16 protein-coding genes are annotated in these 19258 nt (G+C 68.5%); 5 read left to right on the top strand and 11 right to left on the bottom strand.

The genetic code is table 11. From position 1 onward, the window contains the following. Positions 1 to 180: 180 nt before the first annotated feature. The 4 genes from LQD00_RS18420 to LQD00_RS18435 all read right to left on the bottom strand — a co-directional run bounded on the left by LQD00_RS18420 (position 181) and on the right by LQD00_RS18435 (position 5388). On the bottom strand, positions 181 to 1842 hold the full coding sequence (locus LQD00_RS18420; RefSeq protein ID WP_232718618.1) for a class I adenylate-forming enzyme family protein: 1662 nt from the start codon (positions 1840 to 1842) through the stop codon (positions 181 to 183). Beyond that, positions 1839 to 2603: an SDR family NAD(P)-dependent oxidoreductase gene (locus tag LQD00_RS18425; RefSeq protein ID WP_232718627.1), complete on the bottom strand. Its 765-nt coding sequence runs from the start codon at positions 2601 to 2603 to the stop codon at positions 1839 to 1841. Before LQD00_RS18425 ends, LQD00_RS18420 begins: the two co-directional genes overlap by 4 nt. Positions 2604 to 2678: 75 nt before the next feature. Further along, on the bottom strand, positions 2679 to 3812 hold the full coding sequence (locus LQD00_RS18430; RefSeq protein ID WP_232718629.1) for a thiolase family protein: 1134 nt from the start codon (positions 3810 to 3812) through the stop codon (positions 2679 to 2681). Between the two features lie 154 nt (positions 3813 to 3966). Continuing rightward, a complete protein-coding gene (locus LQD00_RS18435; protein WP_232718631.1) occupies positions 3967 to 5388 on the bottom strand; it encodes an MFS transporter in 1422 nt (473 codons plus the stop codon). 390 nt (positions 5389 to 5778) lie between these two features. Here LQD00_RS18435 and LQD00_RS18440 point away from each other — a divergent pair, with 390 nt between their 5' ends. The 4 genes from LQD00_RS18440 to LQD00_RS18455 all read left to right on the top strand — a co-directional run bounded on the left by LQD00_RS18440 (position 5779) and on the right by LQD00_RS18455 (position 11106). Continuing rightward, a complete protein-coding gene (locus LQD00_RS18440) occupies positions 5779 to 6975 on the top strand; it encodes an acyl-CoA dehydrogenase family protein (protein ID WP_232718633.1) in 1197 nt (398 codons plus the stop codon). Between the two features lie 38 nt (positions 6976 to 7013). Then, the gene (locus LQD00_RS18445; RefSeq protein WP_006867394.1) at positions 7014 to 8171 is read left to right on the top strand and encodes an acyl-CoA dehydrogenase family protein; all 1158 of its coding nucleotides are present in this window, start codon (positions 7014 to 7016) and stop codon (positions 8169 to 8171) included. A 212-nt stretch (positions 8172 to 8383) separates the two neighbouring features. Continuing rightward, a complete protein-coding gene (locus LQD00_RS18450) occupies positions 8384 to 9268 on the top strand; it encodes an SGNH/GDSL hydrolase family protein (RefSeq protein WP_232718635.1) in 885 nt (294 codons plus the stop codon). Between the two features lie 32 nt (positions 9269 to 9300). Further along, positions 9301 to 11106 carry an ABC-F family ATP-binding cassette domain-containing protein gene (locus LQD00_RS18455; protein ID WP_232718636.1) on the top strand — a complete coding sequence of 602 codons (1806 nt, stop codon included), beginning with the start codon at positions 9301 to 9303 and terminating at the stop codon, positions 11104 to 11106. A gap of 68 nt (positions 11107 to 11174) precedes the next feature. On the opposite strand, the gene LQD00_RS18460 is transcribed toward LQD00_RS18455, so the two are convergent. The 3 genes from LQD00_RS18460 to LQD00_RS18470 all read right to left on the bottom strand — a co-directional run bounded on the left by LQD00_RS18460 (position 11175) and on the right by LQD00_RS18470 (position 14085). After that, positions 11175 to 12320: an alpha/beta fold hydrolase gene (locus LQD00_RS18460; protein WP_232718638.1), complete on the bottom strand. Its 1146-nt coding sequence runs from the start codon at positions 12318 to 12320 to the stop codon at positions 11175 to 11177. 55 nt (positions 12321 to 12375) lie between these two features. Beyond that, positions 12376 to 13326, bottom strand: coding sequence for a 4-(cytidine 5'-diphospho)-2-C-methyl-D-erythritol kinase (locus LQD00_RS18465; RefSeq protein ID WP_232718646.1), 951 nt, complete (start codon positions 13324 to 13326; stop codon positions 12376 to 12378). Positions 13327 to 13416: 90 nt separating this feature from the next. Continuing rightward, positions 13417 to 14085 carry an HAD family hydrolase gene (locus LQD00_RS18470; RefSeq protein WP_232718647.1) on the bottom strand — a complete coding sequence of 223 codons (669 nt, stop codon included), beginning with the start codon at positions 14083 to 14085 and terminating at the stop codon, positions 13417 to 13419. A 113-nt stretch (positions 14086 to 14198) separates the two neighbouring features. Between LQD00_RS18470 and LQD00_RS18475 the strand changes: the two genes are divergently transcribed. After that, the gene (locus tag LQD00_RS18475; RefSeq protein ID WP_232718649.1) at positions 14199 to 15191 is read left to right on the top strand and encodes an LLM class F420-dependent oxidoreductase; all 993 of its coding nucleotides are present in this window, start codon (positions 14199 to 14201) and stop codon (positions 15189 to 15191) included. 4 nt (positions 15192 to 15195) lie between these two features. On the opposite strand, the gene rsmA is transcribed toward LQD00_RS18475, so the two are convergent. From rsmA to LQD00_RS18495, 4 genes are all read right to left on the bottom strand, one after another. Beyond that, positions 15196 to 16098, bottom strand: a complete 903-nt coding sequence (rsmA, locus tag LQD00_RS18480; RefSeq protein ID WP_232718655.1) for a 16S rRNA (adenine(1518)-N(6)/adenine(1519)-N(6))-dimethyltransferase RsmA — start codon at positions 16096 to 16098, stop codon at positions 15196 to 15198. Continuing rightward, positions 16062 to 17189: a resuscitation-promoting factor gene (locus LQD00_RS18485; RefSeq protein ID WP_232718656.1), complete on the bottom strand. Its 1128-nt coding sequence runs from the start codon at positions 17187 to 17189 to the stop codon at positions 16062 to 16064. Before LQD00_RS18485 ends, rsmA begins: the two co-directional genes overlap by 37 nt. A gap of 177 nt (positions 17190 to 17366) precedes the next feature. After that, positions 17367 to 18269, bottom strand: a complete 903-nt coding sequence (locus LQD00_RS18490) for a TatD family hydrolase (RefSeq protein WP_232718657.1) — start codon at positions 18267 to 18269, stop codon at positions 17367 to 17369. Between the two features lie 41 nt (positions 18270 to 18310). Further along, the gene (locus LQD00_RS18495) at positions 18311 to 19150 is read right to left on the bottom strand and encodes a PhzF family phenazine biosynthesis protein (protein ID WP_232718658.1); all 840 of its coding nucleotides are present in this window, start codon (positions 19148 to 19150) and stop codon (positions 18311 to 18313) included. Positions 19151 to 19258: the final 108 nt, after the last annotated feature.

The following is a 19258-nucleotide window of genomic DNA, read 5'->3' on the forward strand; positions in this document are numbered from 1 at the left end:
GAGGTGGGCCGGCCGCTTTGTCTGTGCAACTCCGGAAAAGATATAGCCCGAAACCGCGCTGAGCGCGGTTTCGGGCTATGAGGTTTCGACGGGCTCAACCGGCGGAACCTTGAGGGCTCAACCGGCGGAACCGCGAGGGCTCAACCGGCGGAACCGCGAGGGCTCAACCGGCGAAGAGGGTCAGGCGTGCGTCAGACGCTCGCGCAGGGCGACCTTCTGGATCTTGCCGGCTGCCGACGTCGGCAGTTCCTCCACCACGACGACGTCGCGGATCTTCTTGTACGGCAACACCTGTTCGGCGACGAACGCGGCGACCGCATCCTCGTCGACGACGTGGCCGTCCTTGGGGACCAGGAACGCCACCGGTTCCTGGCCGATGGGTCCGGCCTCGCGTCCGACCACCGCGGCGGCCGCGACATCGGGGTGGGTCACCAGGATCTCCTCGAGCTCTCGCGGATACACGTTGTAGCCCTTGTAGATCAGCATGTCCTTGGCGCGGTCACAGATGTAGATGTAGCCGTCGGCGTCGCGGAAGGCGATGTCGCCGGTGTCGAGCCAGCCGTCGACGAACTGTTCCGCGGTCTTCTCGGGATGTCCGAGGTAACCGTCGGTGACCTGCGGTCCGCGGACCCAGAGCTGCCCCCGCTCCCCCGCCGGCAGGACGACGGTCGAGTCGTGGGCGGCGCGGATCTCGACCTCGGTGTCGAACGTCGGGAGTCCGACGCTGCCGAGCCGGTACTGACCTTCGGCGGTCAGCGGCGCCGAGGACACCAGGCAGGTCGCCTCGGTGAGGCCGTAGCCCTCGATGATCGCCGCGGCGGGGAATGCCTTCTCGAGCTGTTCGAGCGTCACCAGGTCGATCGGCGCGGCGCCCGAGGACACGACACGCACCGAGGTCAGGTCGCGCGACTCGACATCAGGGTGGACGGCCAGCGCATGCCACATCGCCGGGCTACCGGTCACATACGACGCCCGGTACTGCTCGATCAGCGCGAGCATCCGGCCGGGTTCGAATCGTCCGGCGAGCACATGCGTTGCACCACACAGCAACAGGAAGGTCATGTTGATCAGCGCGTGGGCGTGGAACAGCGGCGACACGACGACGGTCGCGGCGTCACCCGGAACCACTCCGCGATCGGAGCCCGGGCGCGGCGTCAACCGCAGCAGGCCGTCGTCGCCGACCTCGATCGCATGGCCGGCACGCCAGCCGATCATCTGGGTGGCGTTGCCGAGAACGTTGCGATGAAGTACCCGAACGCCTTTCGAGACACCGGTCGTCCCACCGGTGAACGCCAGGTGCGCGACGTCCTCGGTGGTCACGGTGACGTCGGGCGCCTCGCTGTGTCCGACGACGAACTCGTCGAGCGAGGTGACCCGTACGCCCTCGACCCGCGTGCCCTCGACCGCCGCGGCCGAGCCGTCGACGACCACCACGGTGGAGAGCGGCGAGTCCGCGGCAGCCGACAGGAGCCGATCGGACTGCTCGACCTGCGTGAAGCCGGCCACCGCGCCCGTCTCGACGATCTGGCGATGCAGGCCGGGAACCGGCTGCAACGGATTGACGAGAGTGACCGTGGCACCGGCCCGCAGCGAACCGTAGTAGGAGACAACGAATTCGATGCTGTTGGTGAGATAGATCAGCACCACGCCACGTTCGGCGACACCCGCCGATCGGAGCGCAGAAGCCACCGCCGCCGAACGCGCGTCGAGTTCGGCGTAGGTCAGCGTCGTGTCCCCGTCGACCACCGCGGCACGATCGCCGTACAGCGCGGCCATGCTGGCCGGCAGCACCGCCATGCTCGTGTCCGGGTAGTTGAGCGTCGTCGGCGCCCCGGCGCTCATCGCGGTGCCATGCGGATCGCGCCGTCGAGGCGGATGGTCTCGCCGTTCAGGTAGGCGTTCTCCAGGATGTTCGCCGCGAGCTGGCCGAACTCGTCGGGGCGGCCGAGGCGCGACGGGTTGGGGATGCTCGCCGCGAGCGACTCGCGCACATCGTCACGCAGGCGGGCCAGCAGCGGGGTGTCCATGGTGCCGGGCGCGATGGTGTTGACGCGGATCAGCTTGCTGGCCAGATCGCGGGCGGCCACCAGGGTCATCCCGACGATGCCGGCCTTCGAGGCCGAGTAGTTGATCTGGCCGATCTGGCCCTCGAACGCGGCGACGGAGGCGGTCATGACGATGGCGCCACGCTCGCCGTCGATGGGCTCGAGGCGCGCGATGCGCTCGGCACCCAGCGACAGTGCATGGAACGAACCGACGAGGTTCAGCTTGATGACGAACTCGAAGTCCTCCGCCGACCCGGCCTTGCCCTCCTTGTCGAGGATGCGCATACGACGACCCGCGCCGGCGCAGTGCACGAGGCCACGCAGGCCACCGCGCTCGTCGGCGACGTCGAGCGCGGCCGCGAACTGTTCGGCGTCGGTGATGTCGGCGGCGGCGAAGCTCGCCGACGCGCCGAGACCGTCTGCGACGGCCTGGCCGTCGGAGGTCGGGAGGTCGATCAGGGTGACGAGGCCGCCGGCGTCGAGGACGCGCTTGGCGGTGGCGAGGCCCAGACCGGATGCGCCGCCGGTGATGGCGACCGAGAGTCCCTTGAGTTCCATTGTGCTGGTGTGCCTTTCAGTGCTGGCTGACTGCTGGCCGGCCGGCGTGGCGCCGGCCGGCTTCGAGCAGAGGGGTCAGAGGAGTTCGAGGATCGTGGTGTTGGCCATACCGCCGGCCTCACACATCGACTGGAGCCCGTAGCGGATCCCGTTGTCGCGCATGTGGTGCACGAGGCGGGTCATCAGGATCGCGCCCGAACCACCGAGCGGGTGACCGACGGCGATCGCGCCGCCGAGCGGGTTGAGCCGTTCGATGTCGGCGCCGGTCTCGGCCTGCCATGCCAGCGGCACCGGGGCGAAGGCCTCGTTGATCTCGAAGGCGCCTATGTCGTCGATCGACAGACCGGACCGCTTGAGCGCCTTGGCCGTCGACGGGATGGGGCCGGTCAGCATGACGACCGGGTCGTCGGCGGCGACGACGGCGGTGTGGATGCGGGCGATCGGCGTCAGCCCATGCGACTTCGCCGTCTCCGACGACATGATCAGCAGTGCACCCGAGCCGTCGGAGATCTGCGAGGAGTTGCCGGCGTGGATGACGCCGTCCTCGGCGAACGCCGGCTTGAGCTTGCCGAGCGACTCCAGGGTGCCGCCACGGCGGATGCCCTCGTCACCTTCGAGCACACCGGAGATCGGGGCGAGCTGGCCGTCGAATGCACCGCGATCGACGGCGGCGGCCGCGAGTTCGTGTGAGCGCAAGGAGTACTCGTCGAGGCGGGTCCGGTCGAACCCCCACTTGGAGGCGATGGTCTCCGCACCGAGGCCCTGGCTGAACTTGTCGATGCCGTAGCGGTCGAGGACGGTGGCCGGCTGGTGCTCGCCGTTGGGGGCCGAGCTGCCCATCGCGACGCGGCTCATCGACTCGACGCCACCGGCGATGACGACGTCCTGCTGGCCCGAGATGACCGCGGCGGCGGCCTGGCTCACGGCCTGCTGGCTCGAACCGCAGGCACGGGTGACGGTGGTGCCGGGCACCGACTCCGGCCAGCCGGCCGCGAGGATCGCGGTGCGGGCGATGTTGCCGGCCTGCTCCGACGACTGGCTGACACAGCCCCAGACCACGTCGTCGACGATCGCGGGATCGACGCCGGTCCGCTCGACGAGAGCCTCGAGGACGTGGGCGGACAGGTCGGCCGGGTGGATTCCGGACAGGGCTCCGCGGCGGCGTCCGATCGGGGCGCGGACGGCGTCGACGATCACTGCATCGCGCATGAGGTCTCCTAAGAAGGTCGGGCAGTGGATTGCGTTGTGGATGGAACCGAGGACGTCCGTGAGCGGAAATCACCCGTCCTATCGAGCCGACCATGAACAGGTCTGGCGGACAAGTCGATTCCCGCTCACGGACGATGAGGTGCTGCCTATGGGCCTAGGCGGTCAGGACCGCGTTCGGGCGCAGACGCTTGCGGTCGCGGACCGGGTTGGCGAAGACCAGCGCCAGCACGGCGCAGACCGAGGCCACGAGTCCGAGGACCTGGAACGCGGTGGCATATCCCTCGGCCGGAGTGGCCGCGGCGTCGACGATGACGCCGGTGGCGTACGGCGCGACGAGGCCACCGATGGCCATGATCGCCAGGAACACACCGAGGGTGCCTGCGGTCTGACGGGGCGGGCAGATCTCCGCGACAGCGGCGTTGAGCAGCGGGAACACCATGGCCGCGAAGCCGTAGCCGACCGACAGGATCAGGACACAGACGATCGGGGTGCTGATCGACGGCAGCAGGAACAGCAGGACACCGGAGATCAGGACGCCGACCGACGGGACGACGATGCGGAGCACCCGCGGGGATGCCCCCTTGGTGATCATCCGGTCGCTGGTGACCGAGCTCAGCAGCATGAGGGCGAGGCCGACGATCGACGGAAAGGCGAACATCGAACCGGACTGCAACTGGCTGTATCCCAGGCCGTCCTCGAAGTACGACGGCAGCCAGGTGAGCACGACGGACACCAGTGCGTAGACACTCATGACCAGCAGGGCGCCGGTGATGAAGGTAGGCGCGAGGAAGATCTTGATCCACGGGGTGGCCGGCTCGGCATCGGCCGGGGAGGCCTCGGCCTTCTCGGTGTCGTCGACCTTCTTGGTCTTGCCGCTCGCGATGTACGGGCCCGGACGCCAGGCCGTGAGCCACACGACGGCCCAGACGAGACCGGCGGCGGCCAGCGAGAACAGCGCCCAGCGCCAGCCGAAGCTGACCGTGATCACCGTGAGGAGCGGGGCGATCGCGATCTTGGAGATCGACGCGGAACCGGCGAGAAGTGCGCCGGGCAATGCGCGGCGGGCGGGCGGATGCCACGCGTAGGCGGCGGTGTGCAGCAACGCCGACGACGGCCCCTCGGCGAGGCCGAGGAACAGCCGGCTGATGAGGAGGACCGCGAAGCCCGCCACCGCGATCATCGGCAACATGGCCGCCGCCCAGCACAGGCCGAGGAGGACCAGCGACCAGCGCAGCGTCATCCAGCGGTTGAGCAGACCGGCGAAGAAGCCGCCGATGGTGAAGGTGAGGAAGAACAGGCTGCCGACGAGACCGATTTGAGCCGCGGTGAGGCCGAGCTCGACACGGAGCGGCTTGGCGATGATGCCCAGCACGGCCTTGTCGGCATAGTTGATCACGTACAGGCTCACCAGCAGGGACGTGAGCCCCCAGGCGGTGAGGCGGCGTTCGCCGAGCGGACCGTAGCCGCCGCGCGGGGTGGGAACACTCTCGAAGTCGGAGGTGATGGGGGCGTCGGCAGCAGCGGACGCCGAGGGCTTCCTGCCGGAGCCGGAGCCGGAGGCGGTCGTGACCGTCATGAGGGTTACCTCTTCCAGGGGGAATGGAATCGGGGGTCTGAGGACGATGCCGATCCAGTGGGGTGGATCACATCTGCACCCGATTGAACGGGCCATGTTCCCGTCGCCGCAACAGGCGCTCGGTGAACGCTCCGACTGTCACAGCCTATGTGTCTGCGATCACAACGCCCTGAGCAGCGTTCATTGGTCGGCCCTATCGGAGGGTTAGGCGCGAGCACTGTTCGATCCGTCTTCGGAGACGGCGTCTGTCATTGGCCCGCGCTATCGCACCCTTAGCGCATCGCGTCTACTTCGGGCGGCCGCCGGACGGCATGCTTGGTTACGTTGCGTCCCACATCCACCCGTCGGTGCGACCCCGCACCGCCCACTCACGGGAGAGAACACACCACCATGACCCGTCTCGCGCAGACCCTGGGCCTCACCGAGATCCAGTCCGAGATCGTCGCCAACGTGCGATCTTTCGTCGACAAACAGATCATCCCGAATGCGCAGGAACTCGAGCATGCGGACGAATACCCGCAGGCGATCGTCGACGGTATGAGCGAGATGGGCCTGTTCGGCCTGATGATCCCCGAGGAGTACGGCGGCCTCGGCGAATCGCTGCTCACCTACGCCCTGTGCGTCGAGGAACTCGCTCGCGGCTGGATGAGCGTCTCGGGCGTCATCAACACCCACTTCATCGTCGCGTACATGCTGCGCCAGCACGGAACCGACGAGCAGAAGCAGCGTTTCCTGCCGCGGATGGCCACCGGTGAGGTCCGTGGCGCCTTCTCCATGTCCGAGCCCGAACTCGGTTCCGACGTCGCGGCGATCAAGACGACCGCGAAGCGCGACGGCGAGGACAACTACGTCATCAACGGCCAGAAGATGTGGCTGACCAACGGCGGGTCGTCGACTCTTGTTGCGGCCCTTGTCCGTACCGAGGAAGGCGAGGAGCGCCCGCACAAGAACCTGACCACCTTCCTGGTGGAGAAGCCCGCCGGTTTCGGCGAGGTGGTCCCGGGCGTGACCATCCCCCGCAAGCTGGACAAGATGGGCTACAAGGGAATCGACACCACCGAGCTCATCTTCGACGGGTACCGCGCGCCGGCCACCGACATCCTCGGCGGCGTACCCGGCAAGGGTTTCGCGCACATGATGGACGGGGTCGAGGTCGGCCGCGTCAACGTGTCCGCGCGGGCGTGCGGAATCGCCCAGCGCGCCTTCGAACTCGGCGTGAAGTACGCCCAGCAGCGCTCCACCTTCGGCAAGCCCATCGCCGAGCACCAGGCCATCGCCTTCTCGCTGGCCGAGATGGCGACCAAGGTCGAGGCCGCACACCTGATGATGGTCAACGCAGCCCGCCTGAAGGATTCCGGCGAGCGTAACGACGTCGCGGCCGGCATGGCCAAGTACCTGTGCAGCGAATACTGCGCCGAGGTCACCCAGGCGTCGTTCCGCATCCACGGCGGCTACGGCTACTCCAAGGAATTCGAGATCGAACGCCTGATGCGCGATGCGCCGTTCCTGCTCATCGGCGAGGGCACCAGCGAGATCCAGAAGCAGATCATCTCCAAGGGACTCCTGCGCGAGTACCGCGAGCAGTAACCCAATCCTCCTCTTCACCAACACCTTTAGGAACCGATATGCAGCGTCGCATCTTCACCGAGGACCACGAGGCCTTCCGCAAGACGATCCGGGACTTCATCGCCAAGGAGGTCACGCCCGTCTACCACGACTGGGAGAAGCAGGGCCATCCCCCGCGCGAGTTCTACAACCGGCTCGGCGATCTCGGCGTCCTGGGTATCGAGGCCCCCGAGGAGTTCGGCGGCGGCGGCGTCAGCGACTTCACCTACTCCCTGGTGATCGCCGAGGAGACCTCCGCGGCCGGTGTCACCTTCGGCAGCTACTCGGTGCACTCGAACCTGATCCTCCCCTACCTGATGGAGTACGGGACCCAGGAGCAGAAGGAGCGCTGGATCCCCGGATTCTGTTCCGGTGACATCATGTTCGCGATCGCGATGACCGAGCCCGGCACCGGCTCGGATCTCGCGAACATCGCCACCACCGCGAAGCTCTCCGAGGACGGTTCCCACTACGTGCTCGACGGCGCGAAGACCTTCATCACCGGCGGCGCCCTCGCCGACCGCATCCTCGTCGTCGCCCGTACCACGCCGTTCGATCCCGAGAACCGTCGTGCGGGTCTGTCGATCCTGGTGGTGGACACCAAGTCCGAGGGTTTCGCGGTGGGTCGCAAGATCGAGAAGATCGGCCTCAAGGCGTCCGACACCGCCGAGCTGTCCTTCGACTCGGTGAAGGTGCCGGTCGAAGATCTCCTCGGCGAAGAGGGCGCCGGCTTCAAGTACCTGAGCCACAATCTCGCCCAGGAGCGTCTGACCATCGCGATCGGGGCGTCGGCCACCGCCGCCGCGGCCGTTCAGCACGCCATCGCCTACACCAAGGAACGCGACGTCTTCGGCAAGCCGGTCGCGGCATTCCAGAACACGAAGTTCGTGCTCGCCGAATGCTCGGCCGAGGTCGAGGCGATCCGCGCCATCGTCGACCGTGCCCTCGAGCTGCACAACGAGGGCGAGCTGACCGTCCCCGACGCCGCACGCGCCAAGCTGTTCGCGACCGAGACCGCGGGCAAGGTCATCGACAAGTGCCTGCAGCTGCACGGCGGCTACGGCTATGTCCTCGAGTACCCCATCGCCCGCCTCTACGCCGACACCCGCGTCACACGCATCTACGGCGGTACCAGCGAGGTCATGAAGACGATCATCGCGAAGGATCTGGGGCTCTAGGTTCCCGCTCCGTGATCACGTTGCGTTTTGTGCCGCTTCTCGGGACAGAACGCAACGTGATCAGCAGGCGCCGTAACGCCGACCCTCCCGGAAGCGAAATCAGTGCCGAGAAGCAGCACCGATGACGCACTCTGCGCACGCGCGTGATCTGCTTGCCTTAATATTCGCTGAGCGAAACAGTGGGTCGGGACGTGGGAAAGTGCGGGAAACAGTTGGTGCCGGAGTCTAAGCGCGGGGTACGTGTCCTGGCGGCGGTCTTTATCACCGCATTCGTGACGGCACTGGTGGCCGCAACCGCATCCCCCGCGCAGGCGGCGCCCGTCCGCTACACCGGCGGTCCCTACATCGCGATGGGCGACTCGCGCGCGTCGGGCGGGTTCTTCACGCCGACGCCGGGCTACTTCGACGGCTGCAAGCGGTCGGCGCTCAACTACCCGAAGTACGTGGCGGCGATAACGCTGCCGCGTCGCTTCGTCGACATCTCGTGTGCCGGGGCACAGTCGGCGCATCTGTATCGCGCCGCGCAGCACACCCCGCGCGGCGCGAAGACTGTGCAGCTGAACCTGGTCCCCCGCGACGCCCAGCTCATCACCGTCAGCATCGGCGGCAACGACATGCAGTGGGCCGCGATCCTCGCGCAGTGCAAGATCCGCCAGCCGCTGACCGACCGACGCTGCCGAAGCAATCCGCGGCTCGAGAACGAGGTCCGGTGGCGCGTGCAGCGCATGGAGGACCGCGTCACCCCGGCGCTGCGGGCGATCCGCAAGAAGGCGCCCCGCGCGCAGATCATCGTCGTCGGCCTCGGCGGCTTCATCGGCAACAGCGGCTGCTGGCCGCTGATCCCACTCAGCGACCCCGACGCCCGGTGGATGCGCCAGGTCTTCCACCGCGCCAACGACGCTCTCCTGCGTGCGACGACCAAGGTCGAGGGCCGTTTCGTCGACGCCAATCGCGGGTCGCTCGGCCACGATCCGTGCAATCTGATCAATCCCTGGTACGAGAGCGCACTGTCGAACCGGATCGCGATGCCGTATCACGTCAACCAGGCGGGAGCACTGGCGATCGCCATGATGATCAACGGCGCGATCCGCCGGTAGCGCGCGCATGACCGGTCACTAACCTGGTCGGCGTGGCTCATCTTCTCGGCGCGGAAACCCTAGGTCTGGAATACCCGACGACCAAGGTCTTCGACTCGGTCTCCCTCGGCGTCAACGAGGGCGATCGGATCGGCATCGTCGGGCGCAACGGTGACGGCAAGTCGAGCCTGCTCGCGATGCTCGCCGGCCGCAAGCAACCCGATTCCGGCCGCGTCACCGTCCGCGGCGGGGTGCGGGTCGGCGTCCTGGACCAGGTCGACCGCTTCGACGACGACGAGACCGTCGGGCATGCCGTCGTCGGCGACCGTCCCGAACACGAATGGGCGGGCGACGCCAAGGTCCGCGACGTGATCGGCGGACTGCTCGGCGACGTCGACTGGAATGCGACCACCAGTTCCCTGTCCGGCGGTCAGCGCCGACGCGTCTCGCTCGCCCGGCTCCTCGCCGGCGAACACGACGTCCTCGCGCTCGACGAGCCGACCAACCACCTCGACGTCGAGGCCATCACGTGGCTGGCCGATCACCTCAAGCGCCGCTGGCCCGCCAACGCCGGCGGGCTGCTGGTCGTCACCCACGACCGGTGGTTCCTCGACGAGGTGTGCACGGTGACCTGGGAGGTCCACGACCGGATCGTCGAACCCTTCGAGGGCGGATACGCCGCCTACATCCTGCAGCGCGTCGAGCGTGACCGGCAGGCCGCGACCATCGAGGCACGTCGCCAGAACCTGGCACGGAAAGAACTCGCGTGGCTGCGTCGCGGTGCTCCGGCCCGTACCTCCAAGCCGAAGTTCCGCGTCGACGCGGCCAACGCACTCATCGCCGACGTCCCGCCCGTCCGCGACAAGGTCGCCCTACAGTCGCTGGCCACCGCCCGCCTCGGCAAGGACGTCGTCGACCTCCTCGACGTGTCGGTCTCCTACGGTGACCGCAACGTCCTCGACGGAGTCGAATGGCGCCTCGCCCCGGGTGAACGGACCGGCATCCTCGGCGTGAACGGTGCAGGCAAGTCGACGCTGCTCGGGCTCATCGCGGGCACGGTCGAGGCGACCGGCGGAAAGGTCAAGCGCGGCAAGACGGTCAAGGTCGCCACCCTCACCCAGCGACTCGACGACCTGAACCGCTTCCTCGACGACCCGGTCCGCAAGGTGATCGCCGACCTGCAGACCACCTACACCTTCGGCGCCGGCTCGAAGGCACAGGAGCTCTCCCCCTCGCAGCTGCTCGAACGACTCGGCTTCGACAGTGCGCAGCTGTCCACCCCGGTCAAGGACTTGTCCGGTGGCCAGAAACGTCGTCTGCAGTTGCTGCTCATCCTGCTCGACGCCCCGAACGTGCTGATCCTCGACGAGCCGACCAACGACCTCGACACCGACATGCTGGCCGCCCTCGAGGATCTCCTGGACTCCTGGCCGGGCACCCTCATCGTCGTCTCGCACGACCGGTACTTCCTCGAGCGGGTCACCGACCAGCAGTTCGCCGTGATGAACGGCAAGCTGCGCCATCTCCCCAACGGCGTCGACGAGTTCCTGAAACTCCGTGCGGCACAGCAAAAGGAAACGGCTTCCGCGACGGCGTCGGGCTCCGGCGGCTCGTCGAACGAATCCACCTCTGCACTCAGCGGTGCGGAACTACGGGCGGCGAACAAGGAGCTGGCGTCACTGGAACGCCGGATCGACAAGCTGCACAGCAAGATCGACGACGCAAAGACGGCCCTCGCCGATCACGACCAGTCCGATTATCAGGGCCTGGCCGCCGAGACCGAACGCATTCGGGAGATGGCGTCCGAACTCGCCGAGATCGAGGAACGCTGGATGGAGCTCGGCGAAGCCATCGAGTGACCTCGCCATGGCCGGCAGACTCCGCTGGTCGCGTAGCCGAGGAGCCTACGACGAGGCGTGTCGAACCGCTACCGCCCGAAGGCTTCCCGGACCGCGGTCATGACGTCGGGCAGTGACCCGTCGACGACGCTGCTGTGGTTGGCGCGGGCGTAGGTCTTCAGGTCGACGTTCGTGCCGTTGCGCTCCATCGACGACCGAAGCGAACGGCTCAGCGGGTACGGCAGGATCGGATCGAGCATGCCGTGGGCGATGGTGACCTTTGCCGGGTAGCCGGCGGTGGGGACCTCGGCGTAGGCGCGGAGCGCGTCGCGGAACTTCTGGTCCTTCGTGAACGACGACGCGACAAGCGATCCCGGTGACACCGACCGCAGCGCGCCGACGACGTCGCCGTTGCAGCGGGCGCGGGACCGGTCCAGGAAGCGCTTGCCGCTGTCGGTGAGGAAGTCCCCGATCCTCAGGTCCGGCTGCGAATGGTCGAGGCCCGCGAGGGTGTAGAGGAACGGCGCACTCAGGACGTTCAGGGCACCGAGCCCGGGAATCCGGGGTCCGAAGAGGCCGAACAGGTTCTCCAGGGACGAGACCGGGGCGATCGCGACCGCACCCTTGACCGGCAGCTCCGGGGCGTACGCCGGTTGACGGTGCGCCGCATGCAGTGCAGCGTGACCGCCCTGGGAATGTCCGACCGACACCCAGGAGCTGCCGAGCGCGGCGTCGACCGACCGTGCCGCGCGGATCATGTCGATGACCGAGTACGCCGCGGCGGCACCGCCGAGATAGTCGGTCTCCCCGGCCGATCCCAGCCCGGCGTAGTCGGTGGCGGTCACCGCGTAACCGGCGTCCAGCGCGGCCCGCACGGGTGCCTCGACACCGTCCCCCAGCCGGTGCTTCGTAGGTGCGCATTCGTCGGCGATACCGACGGTGCCGTGTGCCCAGGAGACCACCGGCCAGCCCCCGGCCGGCGGTGTGCCGCGCGGGACCCAGTAGACGCCGGTGGCCATCGCCGGACGGCCGCGCTGGTCCCGCGTCGCGTAGGTCAGGCGGGTACCGGCGGCAGCTGCCGACGGGAGCTGGTCGTCGGGGACATCGGTGGTGGTGAAGACGAATCCGTTGTCGGGGGCCGCGGCCGACGACGGCGGCGTCGACGCGAACGACCCGATGCCGACGAGTACGGCGACGACGAACGTCACCACGGCGGTCAGGAGTCTGCGGAGCACCCGGACAACTGTAGTGACTCCCGCGAGAAGGCGAGGTCAGGGAGTCGCGAGAGTGTCAGTCCGTGCCGAGGACGCGGGTTCCCGGTGCGGGGCCGCTCGCGGTGCGGACCGCGCGGGCGACACCCGCGCCCGACAGCTCGGCGGCCAGGTTCACCGCGGACTGCTCGTCCGCACACAGGAATGCACACGTCGGGCCCGAGCCCGACACGATCCCGTTGAGGGCCCCCGCGTCGACACCGGCCCGCAATGTGCGACGGAGCGTCGGCTGCAGGCTCAGCGCGGCCGGCTGGAGGTCGTTGTGCAGCAACGGAGCCACCGCGCGGGAGTCACCGGAGGCTAGGGCCTGCATCAGGTCGTCGGGGGAACGCAGGAAATCGCCGTCGCCGTCGACGTCACCGGACCTGCTGTCGCGCAGCCGGTCCAGCTCCTTGTACACCGCCGGGGTCGACAAGCCCTCGCGCGCAAGGGCGAGCACCCAGTGGAACTCGCCGCGGGAGAGCACGTGCATCAGATGCTCACCGCGGCCGGTGCCCAACGCGGTGTTGCCGTGGAGGGCGAACGGGACGTCACTGCCGAGATCGGCGGCGATCTCGGCGAGTTCGTCACGGGAGATGTCGAGCTTCCACAGATGCGCGAGCGCGACGAGCGCACCGGCCGCGTCTGCGCTACCGCCGGCCATACCCCCGGCGACCGGGATCGTCTTCTCGATCTGGATGGCGACGTGCCCCGCACGGTCCGCCCACCCGGCGAGGGCCTGCGCCGCACGGGCCGCGAGGTTGGAGGCGTCGGCGGGTACCGAACCGGCACCCTCACCCCGGACCGTCACGGACAGCTCGTGAGCGCGTGCCACCCGGATGTCGTCGTGCAGCGACAGTGCCTGGAACACGGTGACCAGATCGTGGTAGCCGTCATCGCGGCGCGGGCCGACACCGAGGTGGAGGTTCACCTTCGACGGGGCGCGCGCGGTGACCGAGTCGGTTACCACCGACAGCGACGTTCGCGACACAATGAGTCAGACTAGTCGGGCCGGTGCGGATACGCGCTCAGGGCTAGTCGGGCCGGTGCGGATACGCGCTCAGGGCTGCTCCGCGGCGACTCAGGGCCGCCATCCGCGTCGCGCGAGTTCACCCACGTGGTCGACCACCAGGACTGCACCCGCATCGCGCAACTCGGCCTCGGCGAAACCACCGGAACGGACTGCGACGCACTCGGCGGGGAGCCGATGCGCGGACGCGACGTCCCACACCGTGTCACCCACGACGATCGCCCGACCACCACCCGCGTCCTTCAGCGCGACTTCGAGGATGTCGGGGGCGGGCTTCGAATCGTCCGCGTCGTCCGACGACGTGACCGCCGCGAGATCGTCCCGCTCGAAACCCATCACTTCCAGTGCAGCGTCGGTGAATTCGGCCTTACCCGACGACGCGAGTGCGACCCGGTAGCCGGCGTCGAGCAATCCCCGGACGAAGTCGACGGCGCCGGGCAGCGGCCGGACGTCGGGTAACAGCTTGCGGTAGTGCCGCTCCCAGTCGTCGCGAAGCGTGTCGCCCAGCGACTCCTCGACCTCATCGCCGCAGATCTCGCCGACGAGCCGGTCGCCACCCATCCCGATGGCGCGGTGGACCTCCCACCACTGCGGCGTGAGATCACGCGCGGTGAAGGCCTGCATCCAGGCCAGCGCATGGAGGTAGGTCGTGTCGATCAGAGTCCCGTCGACGTCGAGCAGCACGGTATCGACAGAACCGCTCTCGTTGGCCTGGGTCATCTGCACCTTCTTCCGGGTCGGGGACGCGATTGTGAGCCGTCCGTTTACCCGAACGGCTCGCTGGCTACACCGAAGTGACCGATGTCGATGAGAGCCGTGCAGAGGAGTTGAAGATGACAACCCGATTCGGGTACACCCTGATGACCGAGCAGGCCGGCCCCAAGGACCTCGTCCGCTATGCCGTCGGCGCCGAGGACGCCGGCTTCGACTTCGAGGTGTCCAGCGACCACTACTTCCCGTGGCTGTCCTCGCAGGGGCACGCCCCGTACGCATGGTCGGTGCTGGGCGCCGTGGCCCACGCGACCGAACGCGTCGAGCTGATGACCTACGTGACCTGCCCGACGATCCGCTATCACCCGGCGATCATCGCGCAGAAGGCCGCGACCCTGCAGATCCTCGCCGACGGCCGCTTCACCCTCGGGTTGGGTTCGGGCGAGAACCTCAACGAGCACGTCGTCGGCGCCGGCTGGCCCGCGGTCACCGACCGCCAGGACATGCTGGCCGAGGCGATCGAGATCATCCGCAAACTGCACTCCGGCGACCTCGTCGACTTCCGCGGCGAGTTCTTCCAGGTCGACGCCGCGCGCATCTGGGATCTTCCCGAGCAGCCCGTGCCGATCGGCGTCGCGGTGGCGGGCGACGCCGGGATCGAGACCTTCGGGCCGCTGGCCGATCATCTGATCGCGGTCGAACCGAACGCCGACCTCATCTCGTCCTGGAACGCGCAGGCGGCCACGGGGACGATCGACGGCAAGGGCACCCGCGCCATCGGGCAGATCCCGATCAGCTGGGGCCCGGACCGCGATGCCGCCGTCGAACGGGCCCACGACCAGTTCCGGTGGTTCGCCGGCGGCTGGGATGTCAACGCCGACCTCCGCACCACCGCGGGCTTCGCGGCCGCGACCCAGTACGTCACCCCCGACGACGTGGCCGCCAACATCCCGTGCGGCCCCGACCTCGACCAGATCGTCGACGCCGTGAAGCCCTACTGGGAGGCCGGATTCACCGACGTCGCACTCATCCAGATCGGTGGCGAGACACAGGACGACTTCCTGCGGGACGCCGCCCCGGAACTGTTGGAGAAGCTCCGCGCGGCGTCGAGCTGAGAACTCAGACGGTGCGGGCCAGGCGCACGAAGTCGTCGACGTCGAGTTTCTCGCCGCGGATGCCGGGATCGATGTCGGCGGCGCGCAACCGGCGTTCGGCCTCGGCCGGGGAGCCCGCCCAGTCGGCCAGTGCCGACCGCATCGTCTTGCGGCGCTGCGCGAATGCCGCGTCGATCACGGCGAACACCGTCTGCCGGAACACCGGGTCGATCGGGTAGTCGTCGGTGCGTTCGATGCGCACGAGTCCGGACTCGACCTTGGGTTCGGGCCAGAACACGTTGCGTCCCACCGCACCTGCGCGACTCACGCGGCCGTGGTAGCGGGCCTTCACACTCGGCACGCCGTAGGTGCGGCTGCCGGGCGGTGCGGCGAGCCGGTCGGCCACCTCCGCCTGGACCATCACCAGGGCGGTCGTGATCTCGGGGAACAGTCCCAGCAGGTGCAGCAGCACCGGGACCGAGACGTTGTACGGCAGGTTGGCGACGAGCGCCGTCGGTACGACGGGCAGGTCGTCGCGGGTCACCTGTAGGGCGTCGGCGAGCACGACGTCGAAGTCGGCGCTCTGCGCCGGTGCGTATTCAGCGACGGTCTGCGGAATCCGTTGCGCCAGAATCGGATCGATCTCGATGGCGACAACCCGGCCCGCCGTGCCGAGAAGGGCGAGGGTCAGCGACCCGAGCCCTGGGCCGACCTCGAGGACGACGTCGTCGGAACCGACGCCGGAGGCCGCGACGATCCGGCGCACGGTGTTCGCATCGTGGACGAAGTTCTGACCGAGGGTCTTGGTCGGCCGGACACCGACCTCGGCGGCGAGCTCGCGGATCTGCGCGGGTCCGAGGAGCCGCGGTGCGTCGCCTGGCGTGTCGTCGTTCAGCGCAGGCCCAACTTGGACGTGCACGACGGCCATGCGCCCCAGCCCTGGGCGGCCTGGGTCTTCTTGGCGATCGCGATCTGCTCTTCACGGGTGGCGAGGTCGGCGCGCGGTGCGTACTCGAGGCCGCCCCAGCGCTCCCAGGTGTTCTGGTCGAACTGCACGCCGCCGTAGAACCCGTTTCCGGTGTTGATGGCCCAGTTGCCGGTGGCCTCGCACTGCGCGAGGGCGTCCCACACGGAGCCCGGCGGGACGTACGGCGCACCCGGCTTGGTGCCGATACGGACGGTGGCGGCGACGGGCTCGCTGACCACCTCGCTCGTCAGCTTGTCTCGCTTCACGACTCGTCCGTTCACCTTGGTGACCTTATACGTCACGCGGGCCTCGCCGGGGGTGCCCTTCTTCTCGACGACCTTGCGGTCGCGGACGAGGGTGGGATCTTCCTTCTTGATCTCCGGCGGGGCCACCGGCTCGGTGACGGTGACGTCCTCGGTCTTGATGCGTGTGACGACGATCTTCAGGTCGGGGGTGACCTCGGTGTCGGCGGCCGGGACGACCTTGTCCTCGGCGCCGAGCGGCGTACCGAGTGCCTCCAGCAGGTCCTTGACGGTGTGGGCGGCGACGACCGGGCGCTTCTTGGTCGGACCGTCCACCAGGCGCACCGGCTTGGGGAGGGCGACGTCGATCTTGCCGCCGTCGACGGGCAGCTCGTCGGTGCCGAAGTCGGCTTCCTCGGCGGCGTGCTCCAGGCCCCGCTCCTCGAGCAGCTGGTCCACGGTGGAGGCGTTGGTGATGATGGTCTCGCGCTTGCCCTCGATGTCGAGGGTGAGCTTCTTCAGACGGTTGACCTTGATGGTCTGGCCCTCGCCGAAACCGGAGTCGAGCGACGGGCTGACCTTGTCGCCGTCGGCCGGGGCGAGGCCCTCGGACTCGAGCAGGCTCTCCACCGACATCGCCATCGTGGACACCTGACGGGTCTGCCCGTCGACGTCGATGGTGACGGTCTTGTGCATCGCGACGCCCATGACACCACCGGCGGCGACGGTCGCGCAGACGGCTCCCACCGCCAGGCGGGCACGCAGGGAGTCGGTCCCGTTGATCTTGGAGAAGACCGACTTGGGCGACACTGAGGGAGGCAGAGAAGGCAAGGCACAACAATCTGGTCGGGAACAAGGCGCGCCGCCGCGACCGGAAGACCCATCCGAGCTGTTCGGGATGCATACGCATCACAAGGCTGAACCGCTGAGAGCCGGATGTATCGCTCTGGCCGAGCGGGATCACAGTACGATAACGAACCGGCCAGATTATGGCAAAGGGATGTTGTAGACGCGCCGCGCATTGGCGCCTAACAGACGCGCCATCTCCTCCTCGGACATCCCTCTGACCTCGGCGATCGCCCGCGCCGTGTACGGCAGGCAGTACGACTGATTCGGCTGGCCACGGTAGGGATGGGGGGTCAGGAACGGCGCGTCGGTCTCGACCAGGATCTGGTCGTCGGGCACGAGTTCGGCCCCGACGCGCAGCTCCTCGGCATTGGCGAAGCTCACAGTCCCGGCAAAACTCAGGATGTACCCGCGGTCGACGCATTCACGGGCCACATTTCGGTCACCGGAGAAGCAATGCATGATCACGGTGTCGGGGGCGCCCTCGGCGGCCATGATGTCGAGCAGATCCCGGTCGGCCTCACGATTGTGGATCATCAACGGCTTGCCGACGCGCTTGGCGAGGTCGATGTGCCACCGGAACGTCTCGTGCTGCACCTCCGGCGGCGCGCAGTCGTCGGACTTACCCGGCCAGTAGTAGTCCAGACCCGTCTCACCCACCGCGACCACCCGCGGATGACGGACCATCTGCTCGAGTTCGGCGGCGGTCTCGTCGGTCAGATCGCCCGCATGCATCGGATGCAGTGCGACGGCCGCGTAGACCCGGTCGTCCCACTCCGCCGCGGCGACCGCCCAGCGGGCGTCGACCATGTCGTCGGCGACCGTCACCACCTGGTCCACGCCGACCGCCTGGGCGTGGTCGAGGATGGCGCGGACCGACTCCGCATCCCGTCCACCGCACGCCGCGAGGTGGGTGTGGGCGTCGACGAGGCCCGGCAACGGCGTCGGATCGGGCGGCGGCTCGCGCCGGCGACGCTTCTTGGCCGCCTTGTTGCTCAGGGTCTCGGCAGGGGCGTCGGCTGCGGCGTCGCTGGCGTCGCTCATGGCAAACACCTTGGCACAGACCGGCGACCTCTCGTGCCCGACTACAGCGCGACTGTGCCCTCGATCACCGTCGCGGTGTCGCCACCGACCCAGATGTTCTCCCCGTCGTCGTGGATGTGGACGCGGCCGGCGCGACCGATGGCCCCACCCTGGGCGGCGACGTAACTCTCCGGCGCCTGCCCCGTGGCCCTCAGCCAGGTCGCGATCCCCGCGTTGAGGCTGCCGGTGACCGGGTCCTCGGGAACACCGATGCCCGGGACGAAGGCGCGGACCTCGGCGAAGACGTCGCCCGACGAGTAGAGACCGAGCAGGCCGACCTCGTGGCCGCCGAGAGCCGGGATGTCCGGGCGGACCTCGAGCACCCGCTCTCCCGAACCCACCTGGATCACCATCCACCCGGGCCCGTTGTCGACCCATTCCGCCGCCAACACCTCGTCCGGATCGACGCCGAGTGCGGCGACGATCTCGTCGACGGTCTCCGGGGCGACCGGACCCGATCGGCGCAGCGGCGGCGCGGCGAAGGCGAGCCGTGGACCCGACCGGCGGATGCGGACCAGTCCGACGCCGCACTCCTGCACGACGTCCTCCCCCTTCGGCCGGCCGCCCGAGGTCAGCCAGGCGTGCGCCGAACCCAGGGTCGGGTGGCCGGCGAACGGCAGCTCCCCGTCGGGAGTGAAGATCCGCAGTTTGTAGTCGGCGGCCGGATCTGTCGGCGGCAACACGAACGTGGTCTCCGAGAGATTGGTCCAGCGGGCGAAGGCCGCCATCCGGTCCTCCGCGATGGGAGCGCCGGGGCCACCGCCGTCGACGACCACCGCCACGGGATTGCCCTCGGTGCCGGTGGAGGAGAACACATCGACTTGAGCGAAACGACGAGTCATGGCGCCATCGTCTCAGAGGGGTTCACGCGTCGGCCACGGAGTTTTCCGCGAAACGGATACCGGCCGGTAGGACCCTGCGGCGGTTAAGGTCGATTGACCGACGCACAC

This window comes from Gordonia metallireducens (assembly GCF_021245825.1).
In the GTDB taxonomy this organism is placed as follows: Bacteria; Actinomycetota; Actinomycetes; order Mycobacteriales; family Mycobacteriaceae; genus Gordonia; species Gordonia namibiensis.